The sequence below is a fragment of the Streptomyces luteolus genome, assembly GCF_029968015.1.
In the GTDB taxonomy this organism is placed as follows: Bacteria; Actinomycetota; Actinomycetes; order Streptomycetales; family Streptomycetaceae; genus Streptomyces; species Streptomyces luteolus.
The window spans coordinates 158,650-178,262 of sequence record NZ_JASCIS010000007.1 but is presented as its reverse complement, the minus strand read 5'-3'; the positions used below and the strand labels follow the sequence as shown (position 1 = coordinate 178,262).

Genomic DNA, 19,613 nt, shown 5'->3' with positions numbered 1-19,613 from the left:
TCGCCACCATGGAGTTCCACCCGCAGCCGCAGCCGGGCACCGCGAAGCCCTGGGCGTTCCCCGCCCCGGAGCGCGGCACTCTGCCCAACGGCCTCACCGTGCTGCGTTGCCACCGCCCCGGCCAGCAGATCGTCGCCGTGGACGTCGTCCTGGAGGCCCCGCTCGACACCGAGCCGGAGGGGCTCGACGGCGTCTCCACGATCATGGCGCGGGCCTTCACCGAGGGCACCGACAAGCACTCCGCCGAGGAGTTCGCCGCAGAGCTGGAGCGCTGCGGCGCCACCCTCGACGCGCACGCGGACCACCCCGGTCTGCGCATCTCCCTCGAAGTGCCGGTCTCCCGGCTCCCGAAGGGCCTCGCGCTGCTCGCCGACGCGCTGCGCGCCCCCGCCTTCGAGGACAGCGAGATCAAGCGCCTCGTACGCAACCGCCTGGACGAGATCCCGCACGAGACGGCCAACCCGGCGCGGCGTGCGGCCAAGGAGCTCTACAAGCAGCTGTTCCCGGCCGAGGCGCGCATGTCGCGGCCGCGGCAGGGCTCGGAGGAGACCGTCGCGAACATCGACGCGGCGGCGGTCCGCGCGTTCTACGACGCGCATGTCCGCCCGGCCACCGCGACCGCCGTCGTCGTGGGTGACCTGGAGGGCGCCGACCTGGACGCGATGCTCGGCGAGACCCTGGGGGAGTGGACCGGCAACACCGCGCAGCCGCGTTCCGCGGCGCCGGTCACCGCCGACGACACCGGCCGTGTCTTCATCGTGGACCGGCCGGGAGCGGTGCAGACGCAGCTCCTCATCGGCCGTATCGGTGCGGACCGGCACGATCAGGTGTGGCCGGCGCAGGTCCTCGGCACGTACTGCCTGGGTGGCACCCTGACGTCCCGTCTGGACCGGGTGCTGCGCGAGGAGAAGGGCTACACCTACGGTGTGCGCGCCTTCGGGCAGGTGCTGCGGTCGGCGTCGGACGGCAGCGGTGCGGCGATGCTCGCGATCAGCGGTTCGGTGGACACTCCCAACACCGGTCCGGCACTTGACGACCTGTGGAAGGTGCTGCGGACCCTCGCCGCCGAGGGGCTTGACGACGCCGAGCGGGACGTCGCCGTGCAGAACCTCGTGGGTGTGGCGCCGCTGCGGTACGAGACGGCGGCGGCGGTCTCGTCCACCCTCGCCGACCAGGTCGAGCAGGAGCTGCCGGACGACTTCCAGGCGCAGCTGTACCGCCGCCTCTCGGAGACCGGCACGGTCGAGGCGACGGCGGCCGTCGTGAACGCCTTCCCCGAGGATCGTCTCGTCACGGTCCTGGTGGGGGACGCGGAGCAGATCGAGGAGCCCGTGAAGGCGCTCGGCATCGGCGAAGTGACCGTCGTCACCGGCTAGTCGGGCCGAAACGGACGACCGGAACGGACGACCGGAACCGACACAGGGCCCCGGTGGCGCACTCGCGCCGCCGGGGCCTCTGCCGTCCGCCCAGCACGACCGCGGAATGTCTGGTTAATGGTGAAATTTCGGAGTGGTTGGGGATCTGCCCTGTGGCGTGCACTACAAAAGCCCTGATCCGTTTGTTGATTGAAAGATGTCCCGTTTAGCGTCGGTCCGGCTGTTCGCCAGCTACGCCGCGCCCGCGGCACCGGACAGCCATCGCCGAGTCCCCGTACGGCGCGAGCCAGGGGAGCCGGGGACCCACACGCAGTCCCTGGGGTGAATCGGACTCCCTCCGCGCGGAGGGGGGCCGTAGGAGACCTTCCTGCTCCGAACCCGTCAGCTAACCCGGTAGGCGAGAAGGAAGGAAAGGACACCGCCACTCCATGGCCTTCGCCCGTGCCACCGGGAAGCATCGCCGCCCCAGCCGTCTGACGCGCAAGGGCGCCACCATCGCGGGCGTCGCCGCCCTCACCACCTCGGGCGTCGTCGGCACCCTGTCCGCCCCCGCGATGGCCGCCGAGAGCACCGCCGCCGACGACACCGGCATCAACCAGGCCGTCTCCGTGGGCGACACCCTCGCCGACCGCATCGACGCCCAGGCCGCCGCCCAGCAGGAGGCCGCCGAGGAGGCCGCCGCCAAGAAGAAGGCCGAGGAGCGCGCCGAGGCCGCTCGCAAGGCCGAGGCCAAGCGCAAGGCCGAGGCCAAGGCCAAGAAGGAGCGCGAGGCCAAGGAGCGCGCCGCCCGCGAGGCCGAGCGCAAGCGCCTCAACAGCTACACCGCCCCGGTCGAGGGCTCGTACGTCTCCACCGGCTACCAGACCGGCGGCGCCCTCTGGTCCTCCGGCAGCCACAGCGGCGTCGACTTCCACGCGGCCTCCGGCACCGCCGTGCACGCGGTCGGCTCCGGCACCGTCGTCGAGGCCGGCTGGGGCGGCGCGTACGGCAACAACATCGTGATCAAGATGAACGACGGCACGTACACCCAGTACGGCCACCTCTCGTCGCTCGGCGTCACGGTCGGCCAGTCCGTCACCCCCGGCGAGCAGATAGGCCTCTCCGGCTCGACCGGCAACTCCACGGGCCCGCACCTGCACTTCGAGGCCCGTACGTCCCCCGAGTACGGCTCGGACATCGACCCGGTCGCGTACCTGCGCTCGCACGGCGTGAACGTCTGACGCGACCGACAGCGTCGCGCACCGCTTCCCGAAGGCCCCGGCACCCGCCGGGGCCTTCGGCGTTTCCCAAGAGACGTCCATGAATTCCAGCGGACCATCGGAAATTCACGCGTGCTGGATTAGAGTCGGTGAACGCGTATTTCACAGGTGGAGGTCCGGTCATGCGCATTCCGGCGCACTCGGTATGCACGGCGATTCGTGACGACATCGTCGCGGGCGTCTTCGAACGCGGAAGCCGGCTCACCGAAGAGGTCCTCGCCCGGCGGTACGGCGTCTCCCGCGTCCCGGTCCGCGAGGCGATGCGCACCTTGGAGGCGGAGGGGTTCGTGAGCACCCGCAGGCACGCGGGCGCGTGCGTCGCGGAGCCCACCGCGCAGGAGGCCGCCGACCTGCTCGAGGTCCGGCTGCTGCTCGAACCGCTGGGCGCCGCGCGTGCCGCACAGCGCCGCACCGAGGCCCATCTCAAGGTGCTGCGCGGCCTCGTGCGGCTCGGCCAGGAGCGCGCCCGCGCAGGCCACAGCGGCGATCTGCGCTCACTGGACGGCTGGTTCCACGAGACGCTCGCCCAGGCCTCCGGCAGTGCGGGCCTGACTGCCCTGCTCACCCAGCTGCGCCAGAAGATCGCCTGGATGTACGCGGTCGAGCCGGCCGCCGAGCCCGTCGAGTCCTGGGCGGAGCACGGCGCGATCGTCGACGCGGTGGCGCGCGGCGACGCCGAACGCGCCCGCGCGCTCACCGCTCAGCACACCGAGCGCTCCACGTCCGCCCACCGGCTCCGCTTCCCCGGGGACGGCGGCAGGGCCGGCCGAGTCGTCGCGGTGAGGACTTCGCAACATTCCGTAAACACGGCGAGCGGTCGCAATTAACGAACGCCGTATACGAATGAGGCGGGCGGGTCGTTTTAATTGGTCGGTCTGTTCAAGGCTGCCCAATTTCTCGGGGTCGCCTATTTCGCGCTGCTTTTGTTCTTGCTTCGCTCTTGCTTTGTTCTTGCCGATAAACACGGAAGCCCCGCAGACCTCATCGGGCCTGCGGGGCTTCCGTGGCAGTGGTGCGCCTGATCGGGTCAGGCCGGGGCCGGAACCCCGTAAGTCGGAGCCGGGGCTCAGACGGTCTCCGGGAGCTCCTCGAGACCCTCGGAGACGAGCTTCGCCAGACGGTCCAGGGCGACGTCCGCACCCTCGGCGTCGGACGCGAGCACGATCTCCTCGCCGCCCTGAGCGCCCAGGCCGAGCACCGCGAGCATGGAGGCGGCGTTGACCGGGTTGCCGTCGGCCTTGGCGATCGTCACGGGGACGCCGGCGGCCGTGGCCGCGCGGACGAAGATGGAAGCGGGACGGGCGTGGAGACCCTCGGCCCAACCGACGTTGACGCGGCGCTCAGCCATGTGATGCTGCCCTTCAGGTTTCGCTCAAGCACTTGTCTAGACCACTGTCTCATACCGCGGCGGGTGCTCCGAAAGGTCGTACGTCCTGAGGCCGGCCGCCGTACGGCCCTCCTACCTTGCCTCGCACGGGGCGGCCCCGCGACCCGTACTCGGTGGGTGAGATGGCCCCGGACAACAGGCTCCGAGGGTTGTCCACAGGGCCCGCGCACACTGCCCGAGCGCGTTGTCCACAGGCCCTGTCCGAAGGGCCACTTCGCCGTACTCTGGGCCGCATGCAGACGCCTGCCGAAGACGCGGAACCCACCCAGGACACCGCCGCCTACCCCGCCCACTGGGAGGCGGACGTGGTGCTGCGTGACGGCGGCACCGCACGGATCAGGCCCATCACCACCGAGGACGCGGACCGCCTGACCAACTTCTACGAACAGGTCTCCGACGAGTCGAAGTACTACCGCTTCTTCGCCCCGTACCCCCGTCTGTCCGACAAGGACGTGCACCGCTTCACCCACCACGACTACGTGGACCGGGTCGGCCTCGCGGTCACGGTCGGCGGCGAGTTCATTGCCACCGTGCGGTACGACAGGATCGACGAGCAGGGCCGCCCCGCCTCCGCCCCCGCGGACGAGGCCGAGGTCGCCTTCCTGGTGCAGGACGCCCACCAGGGCCGCGGCGTCGCCTCCACGCTGCTTGAACACATCGCGGCGGTCGCCCGTGAGCGCCGCATCCGCCGCTTCGCCGCCGAGGTGCTGCCCGCCAACAACAAGATGATCAAGGTCTTCCGGGACGCGGGGTACGAACAGAAGCGCAGCTTCGAGGACGGCGTCGTCCGCCTGGAGTTCGACCTCGAACCCACCGAGGCCTCCCTCGCCGTGCAGCGCGCCCGCGAGCAGCGCGCCGAGGCCCGCTCCGTGCAGCGCCTCCTCACCCCCGGCTCGGTCGCCGTCATCGGCACCGGCCGCCGCCCCGGCGGCATCGGCCGCACCGTCCTGCACAGCCTCGTCCACTCCGGCTACACCGGCCGGGCGTACGCGGTGAACAGCGCCTTCGACCCGGAGTGGAAGGAGGTCGACGGCGTGCCCGCGCACCGCTCGGTGCGGGACATCGAGGAGCCGGTCGACCTCGCCGTCGTCGCCGTCCCCGCCGAGCGCGTCCCCGAGGTGGTGGCCGAATGCGGCGAGCGCGGCGTGCAGGGCCTGGTCGTGCTCTCCGCGGGGTACGCCGAGTCGGGGCCCGAAGGGCTCGCCCGGCAGCGGGAGTTGGTCCGCCAGGCCCGTTCGTACGGGATGCGGATCATCGGCCCCAACGCCTTCGGCGTCATCAACACCGCCCCGCAGATCCGGCTCAACGCCTCGCTCGCGCCGACCCTGCCCGCCACCGGGCGCGTCGGCCTGTTCACCCAGTCCGGGGCCATCGGCATCGCCCTGCTCGCCGGACTCCACCGCCGCGGCACGGGCCTGTCCACCTTCGTCAGCGCCGGCAACCGGGCCGACGTCTCGGGCAACGACGTCCTGCAGTTCTGGTACGACGACCCGGAGACCGAGGTCGCCCTCATGTACCTCGAATCCATCGGCAACCCAAGGAAGTTCACCCGTCTCGCCCGCCGTACCGCCGCCGTCAAGCCCGTCGTCGTGGTCAAGGGCGCCCGGCACTCCGGCGCCCCCATCGGCCACGCGGTGCCCGCCACCCGCATCCCGCACGAGACAGTCTCCGCGCTCCTGCGCCAGGCCGGTGTGATCCGCGTGGACACGGTCACCGAACTCGTCGACGCCGGGCTGCTCCTCGCCGGACAACCCCTGCCCGCCGGGCCCCGTGTCGCGATCCTCGGCAACTCCGAATCGGTCGGCGTCCTCGCGTACGACGCCTGCCTCGCGGAGGAGCTCAGGCCACAGCGGCCGCTCGACCTCACCACCCAGGCCACGCCCGCCGACTTCCGTGCCGCGCTCGACGCCGCCCTCGCCGACGACAACTGCGACGCCGTCGTCGTCACGGCGATCCCCTGGGTCGGCGACTCGGCACCGCAGTCCCCGTCCGCCCTGGCGGCCGCGCTCCGCGAGGCGGTCGCCGCAGGACCCGCCAAGCCGGTCGTCGTGGTCGTGGTCGAACTGGGCCAGCTCGCCGAAGCCCTCTCCGCCGCGTCCCGCACAGCCCCACCCGCCGAGGGCACCCCGCGACCCCCGGACCAGACCGCCCACGCCACCGGGCCCGCCGCCGAACCAGCGACTGGGCCCGCCACCGCACCAGCGACCGGGCCTGCCACCGGGGCCCCCACTGAACCAGCGACCGGGCCCCCGACCGAAGCGGCCACGAAACCGGCGGCCGAACCCCCCACCGGGGCCACGAAACCGGCGGCCGAACCCCAGACCGAAGCGGCCACGAAACCAGCGGCCGAACCCCCCACCAAGCCGGTCACGAAACCGGCAGCCGAACCCCCCACCGAAGCAGCCACGAAACCGGCAGCCGAACCCCCCACCGAAGCAGCCACGAAACCGGCAGCCGATCCGGCGACCCATCCCGCCACCGAACCTGCCACCGAACCCGCGCCCGAGCCTCCAGCCCATTCCTCAGCCGAACCCCCATCCGATCCCGCCACCGAACCCCCATCCGATCCCGCCCCCTCCGCCCGCGCCGGCAGCATCCCCGCCTACCCCGCAGCCGAACGGGCCGCCCGTGCCCTCGGCGAAGCCGTCAAGTACGCCCAGTGGCGGCGCGAGAACGCCGACCACCCCGGCCGCGTCCCGCAATACGACGACATCGACGAGCGCGGTGCCGCCGATCGGATCGACACCCTCCTGGCCGACGCCGACACGGAGCGCGGCTTCGACCTCGCGCCCGAGGACGCCCACGACCTGCTGCGCCGGTACGGCCTCCGGGTCCACCGCACCCTGCCCGCACCCGACGCGGACGCGGCCGCCCACGCCGCCCGGGTCCTCGGCTACCCGGTCGCCCTGAAGACCACCGCTCCGCACCTGCGCCACCGCGCCGACCTCGGCGGCGTCCGTCTGGATCTCGCGGGTGAGGGCCAACTGCGTGCCGCCTACGCCGAGTTGACCGAAACCCTCGGCAAGCCGGAAGAGCTGCGCCCGGTCGTGCAGGCGATGGTGCCGCGCGGCGTCGACACCGTCGTACGCGCCACCATCGACCCGGCCGCCGGGGCCGTCCTCTCCTTCGGCCTCGCCGGGGCGCCGTCCGAACTCCTCGGCGACACCGCGCACCGGCTCGTGCCGGTCACCGACAGAGACGCGGCCGGACTCATCAGATCCATCAGAACGGCGCCGCTCCTCTTCGGCTGGCGCGGCTCGTCCCCGGTGGACACCGCCGCCCTGGAGGAGGTGCTGCTCCGGGTCTCCCGGCTCGTCGACGACCACCCCGAGATCGTCTCCGTCACACTCGAACCCGTGGTCGTCGGGCAGTACGGCGCCGCCGTCCTCAGCGCCACGGTCCGCCTCGCCCCACCCCCGGCCCGCGACGACCTGGGCCCCCGCACCCTGCCCGCCTACTGACCCCGCTCGCCGAGCGCGCCCGACCCCTCCCGGCGCCCCGGGACCCGCCCCACTCCCCGCCCCACTCCACCCCCGCTCCACCCCCGCTCCACCCTTGCCCCGGCCCGACCGTGCGTGCCACAGCGGTCTCCGTACCCCCGTAGGATGGGCGCATGGCGAAGACCGGTACGACGACCCAGGGGCTGCGCACGGCGATCGAGCGCAGCGGCTACTACCCGGCTCTCGTGGCCGAGGCGGTGGAGGCCGCCGTCGGCGGCGAGTCGATCGCGTCGTACCTGGTGCACCAGGAGACCACGTTCGACGCCAACGAGGTCCGCCGCCACGTCACGGTCCTCGTCCTCACCGGCACCCGCTTCATCGTCAGCCACACCGACGAGCAGGCCGCCGACTCCACCTCGCCGACGCCGTACGCGACCACCTCCACCGAGTCCGTGAAGCTCGGCCGGATCTCCTCGGTCGTGGTCAGCAGGGTCGTCGCGAACCCGGAGCGGTACCAGCCCGGCAGCCTGCCCCGCGAGGTCCTGCTCACCATCGGCTGGGGCGCCGTCGCCCGTATCGACCTCGAACCCGCTGCCTGCGGCGACCCCAACTGCGAGGCCGACCACGGGTACACCGGCAACTCCACGGCGGATGACCTGAGCCTGCGCGTCAGCGAGGCGGGCGACGGCCCGGACACCGTGCGCCAGACCCTGGCCTTCGCCCAGGCGCTCTCCGAAGCGACCGCGGCCACCGCCGCGAGCACCCGCTGATGTCCCACCCGTCTCCCCCCTCCGCCCATGATCGAGGTCGCTACGCGCCCGCCCCTCCGGATGCGTACTGGCCGGACGACCCCGCTGAGTTCCTCCCCGTCCACTCCGCTCCGGTCCCCGCGTACGGCACCGGATCCCTCGCCGATCTGCTGCCCACCCTCGTGACCGGCATGGGCGTGCGGGTGCCCGGTTCGCCCGCGCGGATCCCGGAGCTCACCGCCGCCGACCGCAACTGCGTCTTCCTCATCGACGGCCTGGGCTGGGAGCAACTGCTCGCCCACCCCGACGAGGCCCCGTTCCTGACCTCCCTGATCGGCAGCTCCCGAGGCGGCACCGGGCGCCCCATCACCGTGGGCTTCCCCGCGACCACCGCGACCTCGCTCGCCTCGGTCGGCACCGGACTGCCGCCCGCCGCGCACGGCCTGCCCGGCTACACGGTGCGCAACCCGGAGACCGACGCGCTGATGAACCAGCTGCGCTGGAACCCCTGGACTCCGCCGCACATCTGGCAGCCCTATCCGACGGTCTTCCAGACCGCCCACGAGGCCGGAGTGCACACCGCCCAGGTGTCGTCCCCGGCCTTCGAGCAGACCCCGCTCACCAAGATCGCCCTCAGCGGCGGCAGCTTCCACGGCAGGCTCTCCGGCGAGGAGCGCATGGACCTCGCGGCGGAGCAACTCGCCGCGGGGGACCGGTCGTTGGTCTACACGTACTACTCCGAGGTGGACGGCAAGGGCCACCGCTTCGGCGTCGACTCGGACGCCTGGCGCGGCCAGCTGATGTATGTCGACCGCCTGGTGCAGCGCCTCGCCGAGCAACTGCCGCCCCGCTCCGCCCTGTACGTGACCGCCGACCACGGCATGATCGACATCCCCTTCGACGAGCAGCACCGCATCGACTTCGACGAGGACTGGGAGCTGCGCGCGGGCGTCGCCCTGCTCGGCGGCGAGGGCCGCGCCCGGCACGTCTACGCCGTCCCCGGCGCCGAGGGGGACGTGCTGACCTGCTGGCGCGAGGTGCTCGGCGAGCAGTTCTGGGTGGCGAGCCGCGAAGAGGCCATCGCCGCGGGCTGGTTCGGCCCGCCCGGAAGCTGCGACGAGCGAGTGTACGGCCGGCTCGGCGACGTGATCGCCGCCGCGCGCGACGACGTCCTGATCATCGCCTCGGAGCGGGAGCCCAACGAGTCCGCGATGGTCGGCAACCACGGCTCCATGACGGCGGTCGAGCAGCTGGTCCCGCTCCTCGAAGTCCGCCCCTGAACACCGCAGCCGCGCCCACTCCTACGTACGTACCGAAAGGTCCTCAACTCCCCATGCCCGAGCTGGTGTTCTTCTGCGGAACCATGGACTGCGGCAAGAGCACCCTCGCCCTCCAGATCGGTCACAACCGGTCGGCGCGGGGACTGCGGGGCGTGATCTTCACCCGGGACGACCGGGCGGGCGAGGGCAAGCTGTCCTCCCGGCTCGGCCTGGTCACGGACGCCGTCGAGGCGGCACCGGGCCTCGACCTGTACGGGTACCTGGTGGAGCTGATGTCGCAGGGCGAGCGGGTGGACTACGTGATCGTGGACGAGGCGCAGTTCCTCGCGCCCGAGCAGATCGACCAGCTGGCCCGGGTCGTGGACGACCTGGACATGGACGTCTTCGCGTTCGGCATCACCACGGACTTCCGCACCAAGCTCTTCCCCGGCTCGCAGCGCCTGATCGAACTCGCCGACCGCATAGAGACGTTGCAGGTCGAGGCGATGTGCTGGTGCGGCGCCCGGGCCACGCACAACGCCCGTACGGTCGGCGGCGCGATGGTCGTCGAGGGCGAGCAGGTCGTCGTCGGCGACGTGGACCGCCCGGCCGAGGAGGTCGGCTACGAGGTGCTGTGCCGCCGCCATCACCGCCGCCGCATGACGAGCGCCTCGTCCCGGGCGGCGGCGGTGTCGCCGGACGTGCTGCCGGTGACGTCGGTCTGACCTCTGATGCGGAACCCCGGGGCTACGCCGTCCACGGGCATGAAGCCGTGCCTGTGTCGACCGGTACGGACCTCGTCTGCTTCGACGGCACCTTGAGGATGCCGTCTCCGTCCGTGTCCCAGAGCAGGTACTGGCCGTCCGATGAGCCGAAACTGAGGTACGGGCGCTCCGGGCGCAGCTTGCCTCCGTCTTCGTTGAGCTTCTCGGGATCTGTGGTGGGCTCGATACAGACCCACTCTGGTTCGACCCCGAAGTACGAAGGCGGGGCCTGACCGGAGCGGGCGGCCGCCCGCGTGGCGTCAGCGGCATGCCCTGCCGAGGCCATGGCCTGGACGGCGGCCGTCACCACCATCACCGCCAGGATGCCCACGTAGAACACCGCGTTCGTCCTCTCCCCCGGGCGCCTCAGGTGAAGGTGCTTGATCGCACCCCAGATGGCCACCACCAGGAACAGCATCCACAGGAACGAGAGCAGCCGGACGGCGGAGATGAATTGCCACAGAGGTGGGACGTCCAGCTCACGGGTGGTGAGCGATAGATCGTCGGCGTAGAACGCGTGCAGCACGGACCCCGAGGCCACAAGCATCGAGACCAGCACCGTCGCCGCCGCCGGAACGACCCACGCCGCCCATTCCCGTAACGTCCACTGCCTGACCACCAGCCAGATTCCCGCCACGGAGAATCCGCAGACCATCAGCAGCAAGGCGTGCAGCGGCTGCACAGCCTGCTCATCACCGTTGAGGAGACCGAGGCCCAAGAGGATCACAAGGACCGCGGCGACGCTCCCCACGCCGAACCCGATCACACGCTCGCCATGGGGGACCGCCGCTGCCCGTGTCGTACCAGCGGAGGTGCAGGAGCCCGGAACGCCACAGGACCGAGCAGCGGCGTCCGACCGTCCTGTCCGACCAGCGTTCACACGACCTCGACCAGTGGCCGGTGGAATGCGCTGCCCATTCCGGGAGCATCTCCCTGTCCCGGTGCAGGAGTTCGGTGCGCCGGGCGTACATCTCCAGTCGGTCGCTCCTGGCAGCGGTCTGTACCCGCCACACGGCAGCACGTTCCACCCGCTGGTTGAGCGCGCCGAAGAGCCTCACCTCGACGCAGTAGAACTTCGCCCCTGCCTCCCGTCTGACGACCCCGGATGCCAGAGAGGTCTCGCCGTCCGCCTCGACGACGGGCCATCCTCGATCCGTGAAGGAGCCTTCGGCCCTCGCCGTGTCGATCTTCGGTATCGGGCAAGTTTCCGAAGCACCTGACGGTCTGTCGAACGACCCATACGCTGAGCGCAGTTGATGTTGATGACGCCGGTGTGGTGGGACACGGAAGCAGGGGGAAGGGTGACGTCGATCTTCGTCGACCGTGTGGAGACGCTGGACGTGCTCGGCGGCGTGGCCGAGAGACTGGCCCGGGGGAACGGCAGCTTTCTGGTTCTGGAAGCCGAGACCGGAATGGGCAAGTCCGCGTCCCTGGAGGAGTTTCGTGATCGCGCCGAGGGCGGGCCGTGCCGCGTGGTCCTGGTGAGAGGCACGCCAGGCATCGGCACACGTCGTCCGTACGGGCCCTTCGTCGACGCCGTCAGCGAACTCCATGTGTCCGACGAACGGGGAGCACGGCGCTCATGGTGGGCCCGGTTGATGGGTCAAGGCGCCATGGCCGCGGCGCCCGACGTGCTCTCCGCGATGGTCCCGGGTCTCGGTGCGGCGTTCGCCGCCGGTCGTTCGGTGGCGCAGGCGGCGGTCTCCACCGGCTCCATCCCGGGCGACAGCCTGCTCCCCTTGCAGAGCGCCCTCAGCCTGCGCTGGATGGAGGTGCTCCTGGAGAAGGCACGTGAGGGGGCACCACTTCTGCTGATCATCGATGACTTCCAGCGGTGCGACGAGGCGAGTCTGGAGGTCCTCGACCTGCTGTTGTCGCGCCTGGAAGGCGAGCCGCTCGGCGTCGTCCTGGGGCTTGGGACGTACGCGTCGGATTCCGGCAACGGCAGAGTGGTGGAGAACCTGCTCGACGTATGGCAGGCGCGGTACCCGCAGCTGCTGCACCGGCATTCGCTTCCGGCGCTTCCCGGTTGGGCGGTGGGCGAGCTGGTGCAGGCTCGCCTCGGCGGCCAAGTGGTGCCGGACGGCTTCGCCGAGCGCCTGGCAGACGTGACCGGTGGGCGGCCTGTCTTCGTCGAGCAGTGCCTGAGGCTGTGGCGTCCGGGGTTCGGAACCGAAGTACCGCTGCCGGACGAGCTGCCCGCGGCCGTGGAAGACCGGCTGCAGCGGCTCGGCCCGCAGGAACGGGAACTGCTGACGGTCGGGGCGACGACGGGTGAGTTCTTCTTCTCCCACACCCTGGCGGAGGTGACCGGCCTGCCCCTGACTCAAGTTCAGGACCTGCTGCATCGGATACAGCGCGAGCACGGCCTGGTGCGTGAGCGGTCCCGCCGCGATATGCCGGGCTGGGCTGCCGGGCTGCACGTCGACTGGTTCGACTTCGAGCATCGCGTTCTTCAACACGGCATCCGTGCCGGGCAGTCGGAAGGAGCACGGCTCGGCCGCCACGCACGGATCGCCGGCGCCCTCGCCGCCCTCCCCAGGGATACGCTGACGAGCCTGCCGCGCGAGGTCCAGGTGATGATCGCCGATCAGCTTCGTGCGGCCGGGCCGGCATGTGCGGCCCAAAGTGCCGCCGCACACTTCGAGTTGGCCCGCTCCGGCGCCGTGGAGGACTTGGCATTCGCCCAGGCCGAGCAGTACTGCCGTACGGCCATCGACGCGGCACGACAGCTTCCGGAACAGCACTCCGACCGGGACCGCCGCCTGATCGAATCCATCGAGCTGCTGCTCAGCCTCACCGAGGTCCGCTGGCGGGGCCACAGCGCGCAGGACGACCCCACGGGCATCGATGCCCTTGCGACCGAGGCCGAGGGAGCTGCCCGGCGACTGGGTGACAGGTTGCTCATCGCCCGTACGACGCTCTTGCGTGGCAAGACACTCATGGCCGTCCGTGGCCTGCGGCCCTCGCTCGACAAGCTCGAAGAGGCGGTCACCCGAGCCCGGGAGTGCGGGGAGGAAGGCGTCACGACGCTCTTCGTGGCCCTGGTCGAGTACGGTCGCCAACTGCCGAAACTCAACCTGCGGGACGGGCTGCGCGTCCTGTTCGAGGCAGAGCAGCTCTATGCGTCCGCTCCGCAACTGGGCGAGACGGGCAACCCGGTTCTGCAGCACGCCCGCAACCTCAACGAGATGCAGATCGGCGTCAACCTCTACGACTCCGGCCGGTTCACCGAAGCCCTCCACCGCCTCGAACACTGCGTCGACCGGCTGGACAGCGACACACCACAAGCCGAACTGCCCATCGCGCTCAACTACTTGGCTCAGCTCCACCTCGCCATGGGCGCGTACGAGGAAGCACGTGCCGTGCTTTTGCGCGCTCTCGAAGTGGAGGGGGACAGCAGCGCCCGCAGCGGCTGGTACGCCTACAACAGCGCTTTGCTCGCGCTCCTCGTCGCCCGTGCCCCGGAGCGGGCCGACGAAGCTCTCCAGCGGATGCGGGATGCATGGACGCAGACCCAGGAATCCTCACTGGCCAACCTGGTTCCCATTGTGCGCAACCTCTACGTCGAGGTGCTCCTGGAGACCGGCCGCGACCTGCGTCTGGCCGAGCAGCTCGCCAGCGACACCCTGGTGGAGACCGAGACCACTGCCATGGTGCGCAGCACCATCGCCGCGCACGGCCTGCGTAGCCGTATCCACCTCGCCACCGGAGACACCGGCAGGGCGGCCGACGACGCCCGGCGGGCTCTGGCTCTCCTCGAACAGTACGGAGAGATGCCGGCGCTGCGCACAGAAGAGGTGCTCCACGACGCGGCTCGCGCTCTCGCTGCGCACGGCGAAGGAGGAGAGGCCGGAGAGGCCGCGAATCTGTTCGAGCGCGCCCGGGAGGAAGTGCTCCGCAAGGCGAACGGCATCGACGACGAGCAACGCCGTGCCCACTACCTCAGCGCGGTACCTCTCAACCGTGCCCTGTTCCGGGACGCGCCCAGCCACCCGGATACAGTGCGTGACCAGGGTCGGACCGGCCAGGAACAGGAATAGGGAGAGGAGCGGAACCGTGTTCACCATCACCAAGGAGTTCCACTTCTCCGCCAGTCATGTGCTGGACCGCCTGCCGTCATGGCACCCCTGTGCACGCATGCACGGCCACAACTACATCGTCGTTCTCGAGCTAAGCGCCGCAGACGACGCGCGCACCGAGAACGGCTTCGTGCGGGACTATCGAGAGCTCGGAGCGTTCAAGGAGTGGATGGACGCCACACTCGACCACCGGCACTTGAACGAATCGATGGGGGGGGGGTTGCGCCCCCTCGGCAGAGAATCTGGCGAAATGGATCTTCGACACCTGGCGCGCAGAGATTCCTGAACTGAGCGCCGTGAGGATCTCGGAAACCCCCAAGACCTGGGCCATCTACCGGCCTTGACACGACGGTTCCTCCGGCTGCCGGACCGCCCTGCCGGACCGCCCTGCCGGGCCGGCCCCGCTCAGTCCGCCGAGCGCACGACGCTGAACACGGCTCCTTCCGGGTCCGCCACCGTCGCGAGCCGTCCGTGCGCGCTGTCGCACGGGGCGCGGAGCAGGTCTCCGCCGAGTTCGGTGACCCGTACCGCCGCCTCGTCCACGTCCTCGATCTCGAAGTACGTCATCCAGTGCGGTCCGTGCTCGCGCGGCAGTACGTCCCCGACGCCATGGATGCCGGCCACCGCGCGCCCGTCCAACCGCAGGGTCACGTAGTCGAGGTCGGCCGAGACGACCGGCTGTTCGTGGTACTCGAAGAGGCACGAGTAGAACTTGCCGACCGAGGCCGTCTCGTGGGTGATCAGCTCGTTCCAGACCGGAGTGCCCGGCCTGCCCGCGCCGGAGGCGCCGATGTGCTGGGCGGCCTGCCAGACGCCGAAGACGGCGCCCACGGAGTCGGAGCCGATCGCCATGCGGCCCGCCTCGCCGGCGTCGAGCGGCCCCACGCCGACGGTGCCGCCGCAGTGCCGGATGGTGTCCGCCGTGGTGTCCGCGTCGTCCGTCGCCAGATACGGCGTCCAAGCGACGGGCAGATGCCGGTCGGCCGGAAGTTGGCCGATTCCCGCCACCTCGTGATCGTCGAGCAGTGCCCGGACGTACGGCCCCAACTGCTCCGGTCCGGGGCGGAACTCCCAGCCGAACAGGGCGCCGTAGAACTCCTGGGTCGCGCCCAGGCCGTGCACCATCAGACTCACCCAGCAAGGCGTGCCAGGGGTGTGCCGAGCTGTGGACTCGGTCATCGTGACTCGTCTCCTCGGACCGTCATGGTGATCCACCGGGCGCCGGACGGTGGCCGGACCCTCTCCTTGCACCCTGCGCTCAAGCCGCGCCGCGGTCCATCGGGATCTTGGGGAGGATGCCCGGATTACCGCCGCTCATCCGTTTCCGCGCGGTTTCCCTCGGATGTCGATCCACGGAACAGCCGGCGGTGCAGGGTAGTCGTCCTGGGACAAGGCGACCAGACTTTACGCAAGGATGTGCCCCATGACAGCCATCATCTCTGGATCCGAACTTGCGAGCGACCTGACGGGTGAGGACCCGCCGGTCATCCTCGACGTCCGCTGGCAGCTCACCGCCGCCAAGGCGCCGGGTGAGCCCGCCTTCGACGGCCGTGCCGAGTACGCGGCCGGGCATCTGCCGGGTGCCGTCTTCGTGGACCTCGACGCGGAGCTGGCCGGTCCGCCCGGCCCGGGCGGCCGCCATCCGCTGCCGGACCTGGACGTCTTCGGCGCGGCGATGCGTACGGCCGGGGTGTTCGCGGACCGTGACGTGGTCGTGTACGACGGCGGCCAGGGCTGGGCGGCCGCACGCGCCTGGTGGCTGCTGCGCTGGACGGGGCACCCCTCGGTGCGCGTCCTCGACGGCGGCCTCGCGGCATGGCGGGGCGGGCTGTCCACGCGTACGCCCGATCCCGAACCCGGCGACTTCGTCCCGAAGCCGGGGGAGACGGGAGCCGTGGACGCGGACGGCGCGGCCGCGCTCGCCCGCTCCGGCCTGCTCCTGGACGCCCGCGCGGCGGAGCGCTACTGGGGCGATGTCGAGCCCATCGACCGGGTCGGCGGCCACATCCCGGGCGCGGTCTCGGCGCCGACGACGGACAACGTCGGCGCGGACGGCCGCTTCCTGCCGCGCGAGCAACTGGCCGATCGTTTCAGGTCACTTGGGGCCGTGAACGGCGCGGAGGTCGGTGTCTACTGCGGCTCGGGTGTCTCGGCCGCCCACGAGGTGCTCGCCCTCGCGGTCGCGGGCATCCCGGCGGCGCTCTACCCGGGCTCCTGGTCGGAGTGGTCCGGCGACGCGTCCCGCCCGGTGGCGACGGGCCCTGACCCGCAGTGAGTGTGCGGACGTACGCGCAGTGAGTGTGCGGACGTACGCGCAGTAAGTGGGCGTCCGGACCCGCGGTGACTGTGCGTCCGTACCCGCGGTGACTGTCCGTACGTACCGTGGTGAGGACGTGACCAGGGGCCCGAGCCGAAGATTCGGCTCGGGCCCCTCCTCATACGCAGGCGGTACGGGCGCCTCAGTCCTGCTTCTTGCGGCGCGTGCCGAAGACGATCTCGTCCCAGCTCGGCACCGCGGCGCGGCGGCCGGGGCGGACGCCGTCGGCCTCGGCCTGCCGGTCGGTGGTGCCGACCAGCCGGTCGCGGTGCCCTGCGACCGCGCGCGGCATCAGCACGTCCGCGTACGCGGAGCCTGCCGACGCCGCCGGGGCCGGGGGTTCCTCGGCCTCGGGCTCCTGCTCGGGTTCCTCTACGGTGGGTCGCTCCGTCGTAGAGGTGGAGTTGGCGCTCGCCGCGGGTGCGGCGGACGGACCGGTGGCGGGTGAGCGCTCGGGCACGACCAGGTCGCCCCGGAAGCTGGGCACCGCTTCCAGGAGGCTGGTCAGCGAGTCCCGCTCGTCCTCGCTCTCCTCGTCCGGCTCGGGGGTGGGCGAGGGGATGCTCGGGCGTTCCAACTGCCGGTCCAGTGCGCGGTCGAGCGGCCGGTCCCGGGGCAGGCGGGCGATCCGCGGCACGAACGGGAAGCTCGGCTCGGGCGGCGCGATGTCGTCGGCCTCACCGATCAGCGAGCGTGCCTCGTCGTCCACGGCCTGGACGAGCCGCCGGGGCGGGTCGTACGTCCAGCTCGCGGTGTGCGCCTCGGTCGCGACGCGGTAGGCGAGCAGCACTTCCCAGGTGCCGTCGTCCCGGCGCCAGGAGTCCCACTGCACGGACTCCTTGTCGGCGCCGCGGATCAACAGCCGTTCCTGGACGGCCTCGCCGAGCTGCGGACCGGTGTTCTCGCCGGGCCTGCGCACGGGCGTCTTGCGGGCGCGCTCGGCCATGAACGCGCGCTCGGCGAGGACGGGGCCCTCGAAGCGGCGAACGCGGTCGACGGGGATGCCGGCGAACTGGGCGACCTCTTCGGCGGATGCACCTGCCCGTATCCGGGCCTGGATGTCGCGGGGGCGGAGATGGCTCTCCACCTCGATCTCGATCTGGCCGAGGCGTGGGCGATCCCCGCGCACTGCCGCGCGCAGCCGTTCATCGATCGGAAGCGTGTACTCCGTCGAGTCCGCAGCCTTCAGCACCAGCCGTGTGCCGTCGTTGCTGACAGCCACGACACGCAGTTCGGGCATGGGGACCTCCCGGGTGGTGCCTGCCGACGTCACGTGCGTAACGCTGCTTCCGCTAGTCGAGTGTGGCCTGCCCGGGTGCAGCCTGCCACAACCTTGCCGAGTTGCCCGGCGTGTCGGGCATGGGCCCTGGATCGCCGTTATGGCACGGTTACCTATTCGCAACTCTAAGTGACCGACTTCGTCACTCTGTGCAGCGAGCCCCCTCCCGGAGATGCTGAAACCGCTCCCGGGCACCCAGGTTGGAGACCGGACCCAGGGCTCGCAACAGTACTCCATTCGGGCCACTCGGGTGGACCGCCGCGCCGCCGAACTTCTCACAGGGCAAGGCAGTTGGGAGTTGTGGATCACAAACCCGCTGCTTACAGAGGTGTCCTGCTTCACAGAATCCTCAAAAACGGAACTATTCGCTTCGCCCAAATGTCACTTGAGAGTGCAGTCAGGAGAGAACGGCAATCAAGGGACGGGGATGGCGGACAAGGTCGATACCGGCAAGAACAGGAAGATCGCGACAGACGAGGCGGCCGACGCGCAGCCGAAGCGCAAGAGGATCGACCTGAACGTGCCGCAGGTCGCGGGCAGCGCCGTCGCCGCGGTCGTGGCGGCCAAGCTCGCGTCCAGCTTCGGTGTCTACGGCACGATCCTCGGCGCCGGCCTGGTCAGCGTGATCGCGACCTGTGGCGGCTCGGTCTTCCAGCACTTCTTCTCGCGCACGGGCGAGCAGGTGCGCGAGGCCGCGGAGAAGGCCAAGCCCCGGGCGCGGCAGGTGCCGCTCACCGCGGACGGCCGCCCGGTGCCGGCCACGTTCCGCGCCGAGCCGGCCACGACCGGCACCGGCACGGTGGGCGCACGGACCGCCACCACCGGCCCGGTGACCACGAGTTTGGGCGCACGGACCGCCACCACCGGCCCGGTGACCACGAGTTGGCGCCCCGGGGTCGTGACCACCGAGGGCGACGCGACGACGGCCCTGCCCGCCACGGCCGCCGCCGACGGTGACCGTACGCAGCTGCTCAGCTCCGTCGACGGCGCGAACGGTGACCGTACGCAGCTCCTCACCAAGGCCGACGCCGACAGCACTCAACTCCTCACGCCCGTACGCCCTCCCGGGGCGGACGCCGAGGCGACCTCCGTGCTGCCGCGGGCCGACGCCACGATGCTGCTGCGCGCGACGGACACCGGCGGACCCCACGAGCCCGTCGATCAGGAGACCCGACCGCTCGGCACCGCCCTCCCGCAGGGGCACTCCAGTGAGCCCGCCCCCGTCCAGGGCAGGCGGATCAAGAGCTGGAAGCGGCCGTTGCTCGGTGCCGCCCTGATCTTCGGCGTGACCATGGCGGGCATCTCCACGTACGAACTCGTCTCGGGGAACAGCTTCAGCGGCAACGACTCGCGGGTGCTGCGGCCCAGTTCGTGGGGTGGCTCCTCGTCCGGCGGTGGGCACAGGAGCACCCCGGACGACAGTCCTTCCCAGTCGACGCCCACCGAGGGCGGCAGTGACGGCGGCGGTGAGCGGACCCCGGCGACCGACCCCGCGGCCACGCCCGGCGGCGGCTCCGGTGACACCGCGACGAACCCCGGGCCCAGCCCTTCGCAGACCTCGTCCGACACGGACCCGACGCCCGAGCCGAGCCCGTCGGAGTCCGACGCGGATCCGACACCGGCCCCGTCGACCCCGACCTCGACCCCGACCGACAACGCCACCGACCCCGGCCAGGACCGGGGGACGCCCACCGAGTGAGG

Annotated in this window: 14 protein-coding genes, 1 pseudogene and 1 riboswitch; of the genes and pseudogenes, 11 read left to right on the top strand and 4 right to left on the bottom strand. The window is 71.2% G+C overall.

Translation table 11 applies throughout. The features are described from left to right. The first annotated feature begins 8 nt into the window (after positions 1 to 8). The 3 genes from QIT00_RS09430 to QIT00_RS09420 all read left to right on the top strand — a co-directional run bounded on the left by QIT00_RS09430 (position 9) and on the right by QIT00_RS09420 (position 3,462). Positions 9 to 1,376, top strand: coding sequence for a M16 family metallopeptidase (locus QIT00_RS09430; protein ID WP_282534744.1), 1,368 nt, complete (start codon positions 9 to 11; stop codon positions 1,374 to 1,376). A 252-nt stretch (positions 1,377 to 1,628) separates the two neighbouring features. Then, positions 1,629 to 1,790: riboswitch (cyclic di-AMP (ydaO/yuaA leader) on the top strand. 14 nt (positions 1,791 to 1,804) lie between these two features. Continuing rightward, complete coding sequence (locus QIT00_RS09425) at positions 1,805 to 2,596, top strand: M23 family metallopeptidase (protein ID WP_282534688.1); 792 nt, start codon at positions 1,805 to 1,807, stop codon at positions 2,594 to 2,596. Positions 2,597 to 2,757: 161 nt separating this feature from the next. Further along, a complete protein-coding gene (locus tag QIT00_RS09420) occupies positions 2,758 to 3,462 on the top strand; it encodes a GntR family transcriptional regulator (protein ID WP_282534687.1) in 705 nt (234 codons plus the stop codon). A 239-nt stretch (positions 3,463 to 3,701) separates the two neighbouring features. Here the strand turns inward: QIT00_RS09420 and QIT00_RS09415 are convergent, their stop codons facing one another. After that, complete coding sequence (locus QIT00_RS09415; RefSeq protein ID WP_184565564.1) at positions 3,702 to 3,983, bottom strand: HPr family phosphocarrier protein; 282 nt, start codon at positions 3,981 to 3,983, stop codon at positions 3,702 to 3,704. Positions 3,984 to 4,255: 272 nt separating this feature from the next. Here QIT00_RS09415 and QIT00_RS09410 point away from each other — a divergent pair, with 272 nt between their 5' ends. The 4 genes from QIT00_RS09410 to QIT00_RS09395 all read left to right on the top strand — a co-directional run bounded on the left by QIT00_RS09410 (position 4,256) and on the right by QIT00_RS09395 (position 10,195). Further along, positions 4,256 to 7,483 (top strand): GNAT family N-acetyltransferase, encoded by a 3,228-nt coding sequence (locus QIT00_RS09410; protein ID WP_282534686.1) that lies wholly within the window; start codon positions 4,256 to 4,258, stop codon positions 7,481 to 7,483. Between the two features lie 152 nt (positions 7,484 to 7,635). Continuing rightward, positions 7,636 to 8,232, top strand: coding sequence for a DUF5998 family protein (locus QIT00_RS09405; protein ID WP_282534685.1), 597 nt, complete (start codon positions 7,636 to 7,638; stop codon positions 8,230 to 8,232). Continuing rightward, positions 8,232 to 9,491: an alkaline phosphatase family protein gene (locus QIT00_RS09400; protein ID WP_282534684.1), complete on the top strand. Its 1,260-nt coding sequence runs from the start codon at positions 8,232 to 8,234 to the stop codon at positions 9,489 to 9,491. The genes QIT00_RS09405 and QIT00_RS09400 overlap by 1 nt, the downstream gene beginning before the upstream one ends. Before the next feature lie 53 nt (positions 9,492 to 9,544). Then, the gene (locus QIT00_RS09395) at positions 9,545 to 10,195 is read left to right on the top strand and encodes a thymidine kinase (protein ID WP_282534683.1); all 651 of its coding nucleotides are present in this window, start codon (positions 9,545 to 9,547) and stop codon (positions 10,193 to 10,195) included. 22 nt (positions 10,196 to 10,217) lie between these two features. Here the strand turns inward: QIT00_RS09395 and QIT00_RS09390 are convergent, their stop codons facing one another. Beyond that, positions 10,218 to 11,000: a hypothetical protein gene (locus QIT00_RS09390; RefSeq protein ID WP_282534682.1), complete on the bottom strand. Its 783-nt coding sequence runs from the start codon at positions 10,998 to 11,000 to the stop codon at positions 10,218 to 10,220. 535 nt (positions 11,001 to 11,535) lie between these two features. On the opposite strand from QIT00_RS09390, the gene QIT00_RS09385 reads away from it, so the two are divergent. After that, entirely contained in the window at positions 11,536 to 14,277 is a 2,742-nt protein-coding gene (locus tag QIT00_RS09385; protein WP_282534681.1) for an ATP-binding protein, read from the top strand. A 16-nt stretch (positions 14,278 to 14,293) separates the two neighbouring features. Beyond that, positions 14,294 to 14,660, top strand: a pseudogene (locus QIT00_RS09380) (6-pyruvoyl trahydropterin synthase family protein). A 61-nt stretch (positions 14,661 to 14,721) separates the two neighbouring features. On the opposite strand, the gene QIT00_RS09375 reads toward QIT00_RS09380, so the two are convergent. Next, positions 14,722 to 15,495, bottom strand: coding sequence for a VOC family protein (locus QIT00_RS09375; protein ID WP_282534680.1), 774 nt, complete (start codon positions 15,493 to 15,495; stop codon positions 14,722 to 14,724). 244 nt (positions 15,496 to 15,739) lie between these two features. Here QIT00_RS09375 and QIT00_RS09370 point away from each other — a divergent pair, with 244 nt between their 5' ends. Beyond that, positions 15,740 to 16,591 (top strand): sulfurtransferase, encoded by an 852-nt coding sequence (locus tag QIT00_RS09370; RefSeq protein WP_282534679.1) that lies wholly within the window; start codon positions 15,740 to 15,742, stop codon positions 16,589 to 16,591. A gap of 184 nt (positions 16,592 to 16,775) precedes the next feature. Here the strand turns inward: QIT00_RS09370 and sepH are convergent, their stop codons facing one another. Further along, on the bottom strand, positions 16,776 to 17,873 hold the full coding sequence (gene sepH / locus QIT00_RS09365; RefSeq protein WP_282534678.1) for a septation protein SepH: 1,098 nt from the start codon (positions 17,871 to 17,873) through the stop codon (positions 16,776 to 16,778). A 466-nt stretch (positions 17,874 to 18,339) separates the two neighbouring features. Here sepH and QIT00_RS09360 point away from each other — a divergent pair, with 466 nt between their 5' ends. Further along, positions 18,340 to 19,611: a hypothetical protein gene (locus QIT00_RS09360; RefSeq protein WP_282534677.1), complete on the top strand. Its 1,272-nt coding sequence runs from the start codon at positions 18,340 to 18,342 to the stop codon at positions 19,609 to 19,611. The last annotated feature ends 2 nt before the right edge of the window (positions 19,612 to 19,613 follow it).

What these genes read in the sequence shown, in the direction of transcription:
- QIT00_RS09430 (WP_282534744.1), top strand. Translation starts at nt 9, where the DNA reads ATGGAGTTCCACCCGCAGCCGCAGCCGGGCACCGCGAAGCCCTGGGCG.
- QIT00_RS09400 (WP_282534684.1), top strand. Translation starts at nt 8,232, where the DNA reads ATGTCCCACCCGTCTCCCCCCTCCGCCCATGATCGAGGTCGCTACGCG.
- QIT00_RS09370 (WP_282534679.1), top strand. Translation starts at nt 15,740, where the DNA reads ATGACAGCCATCATCTCTGGATCCGAACTTGCGAGCGACCTGACGGGT.
- QIT00_RS09405 (WP_282534685.1), top strand. Translation starts at nt 7,636, where the DNA reads ATGGCGAAGACCGGTACGACGACCCAGGGGCTGCGCACGGCGATCGAG.
- sepH (WP_282534678.1), bottom strand. Translation starts at nt 17,873, where the DNA reads ATGCCCGAACTGCGTGTCGTGGCTGTCAGCAACGACGGCACACGGCTG.
- QIT00_RS09395 (WP_282534683.1), top strand. Translation starts at nt 9,545, where the DNA reads ATGCCCGAGCTGGTGTTCTTCTGCGGAACCATGGACTGCGGCAAGAGC.
- QIT00_RS09375 (WP_282534680.1), bottom strand. Translation starts at nt 15,495, where the DNA reads ATGACCGAGTCCACAGCTCGGCACACCCCTGGCACGCCTTGCTGGGTG.
- QIT00_RS09415 (WP_184565564.1), bottom strand. Translation starts at nt 3,983, where the DNA reads ATGGCTGAGCGCCGCGTCAACGTCGGTTGGGCCGAGGGTCTCCACGCC.
- QIT00_RS09420 (WP_282534687.1), top strand. Translation starts at nt 2,758, where the DNA reads ATGCGCATTCCGGCGCACTCGGTATGCACGGCGATTCGTGACGACATC.
- QIT00_RS09410 (WP_282534686.1), top strand. Translation starts at nt 4,256, where the DNA reads ATGCAGACGCCTGCCGAAGACGCGGAACCCACCCAGGACACCGCCGCC.
- QIT00_RS09425 (WP_282534688.1), top strand. Translation starts at nt 1,805, where the DNA reads ATGGCCTTCGCCCGTGCCACCGGGAAGCATCGCCGCCCCAGCCGTCTG.
- QIT00_RS09360 (WP_282534677.1), top strand. Translation starts at nt 18,340, where the DNA reads ATGGCGGACAAGGTCGATACCGGCAAGAACAGGAAGATCGCGACAGAC.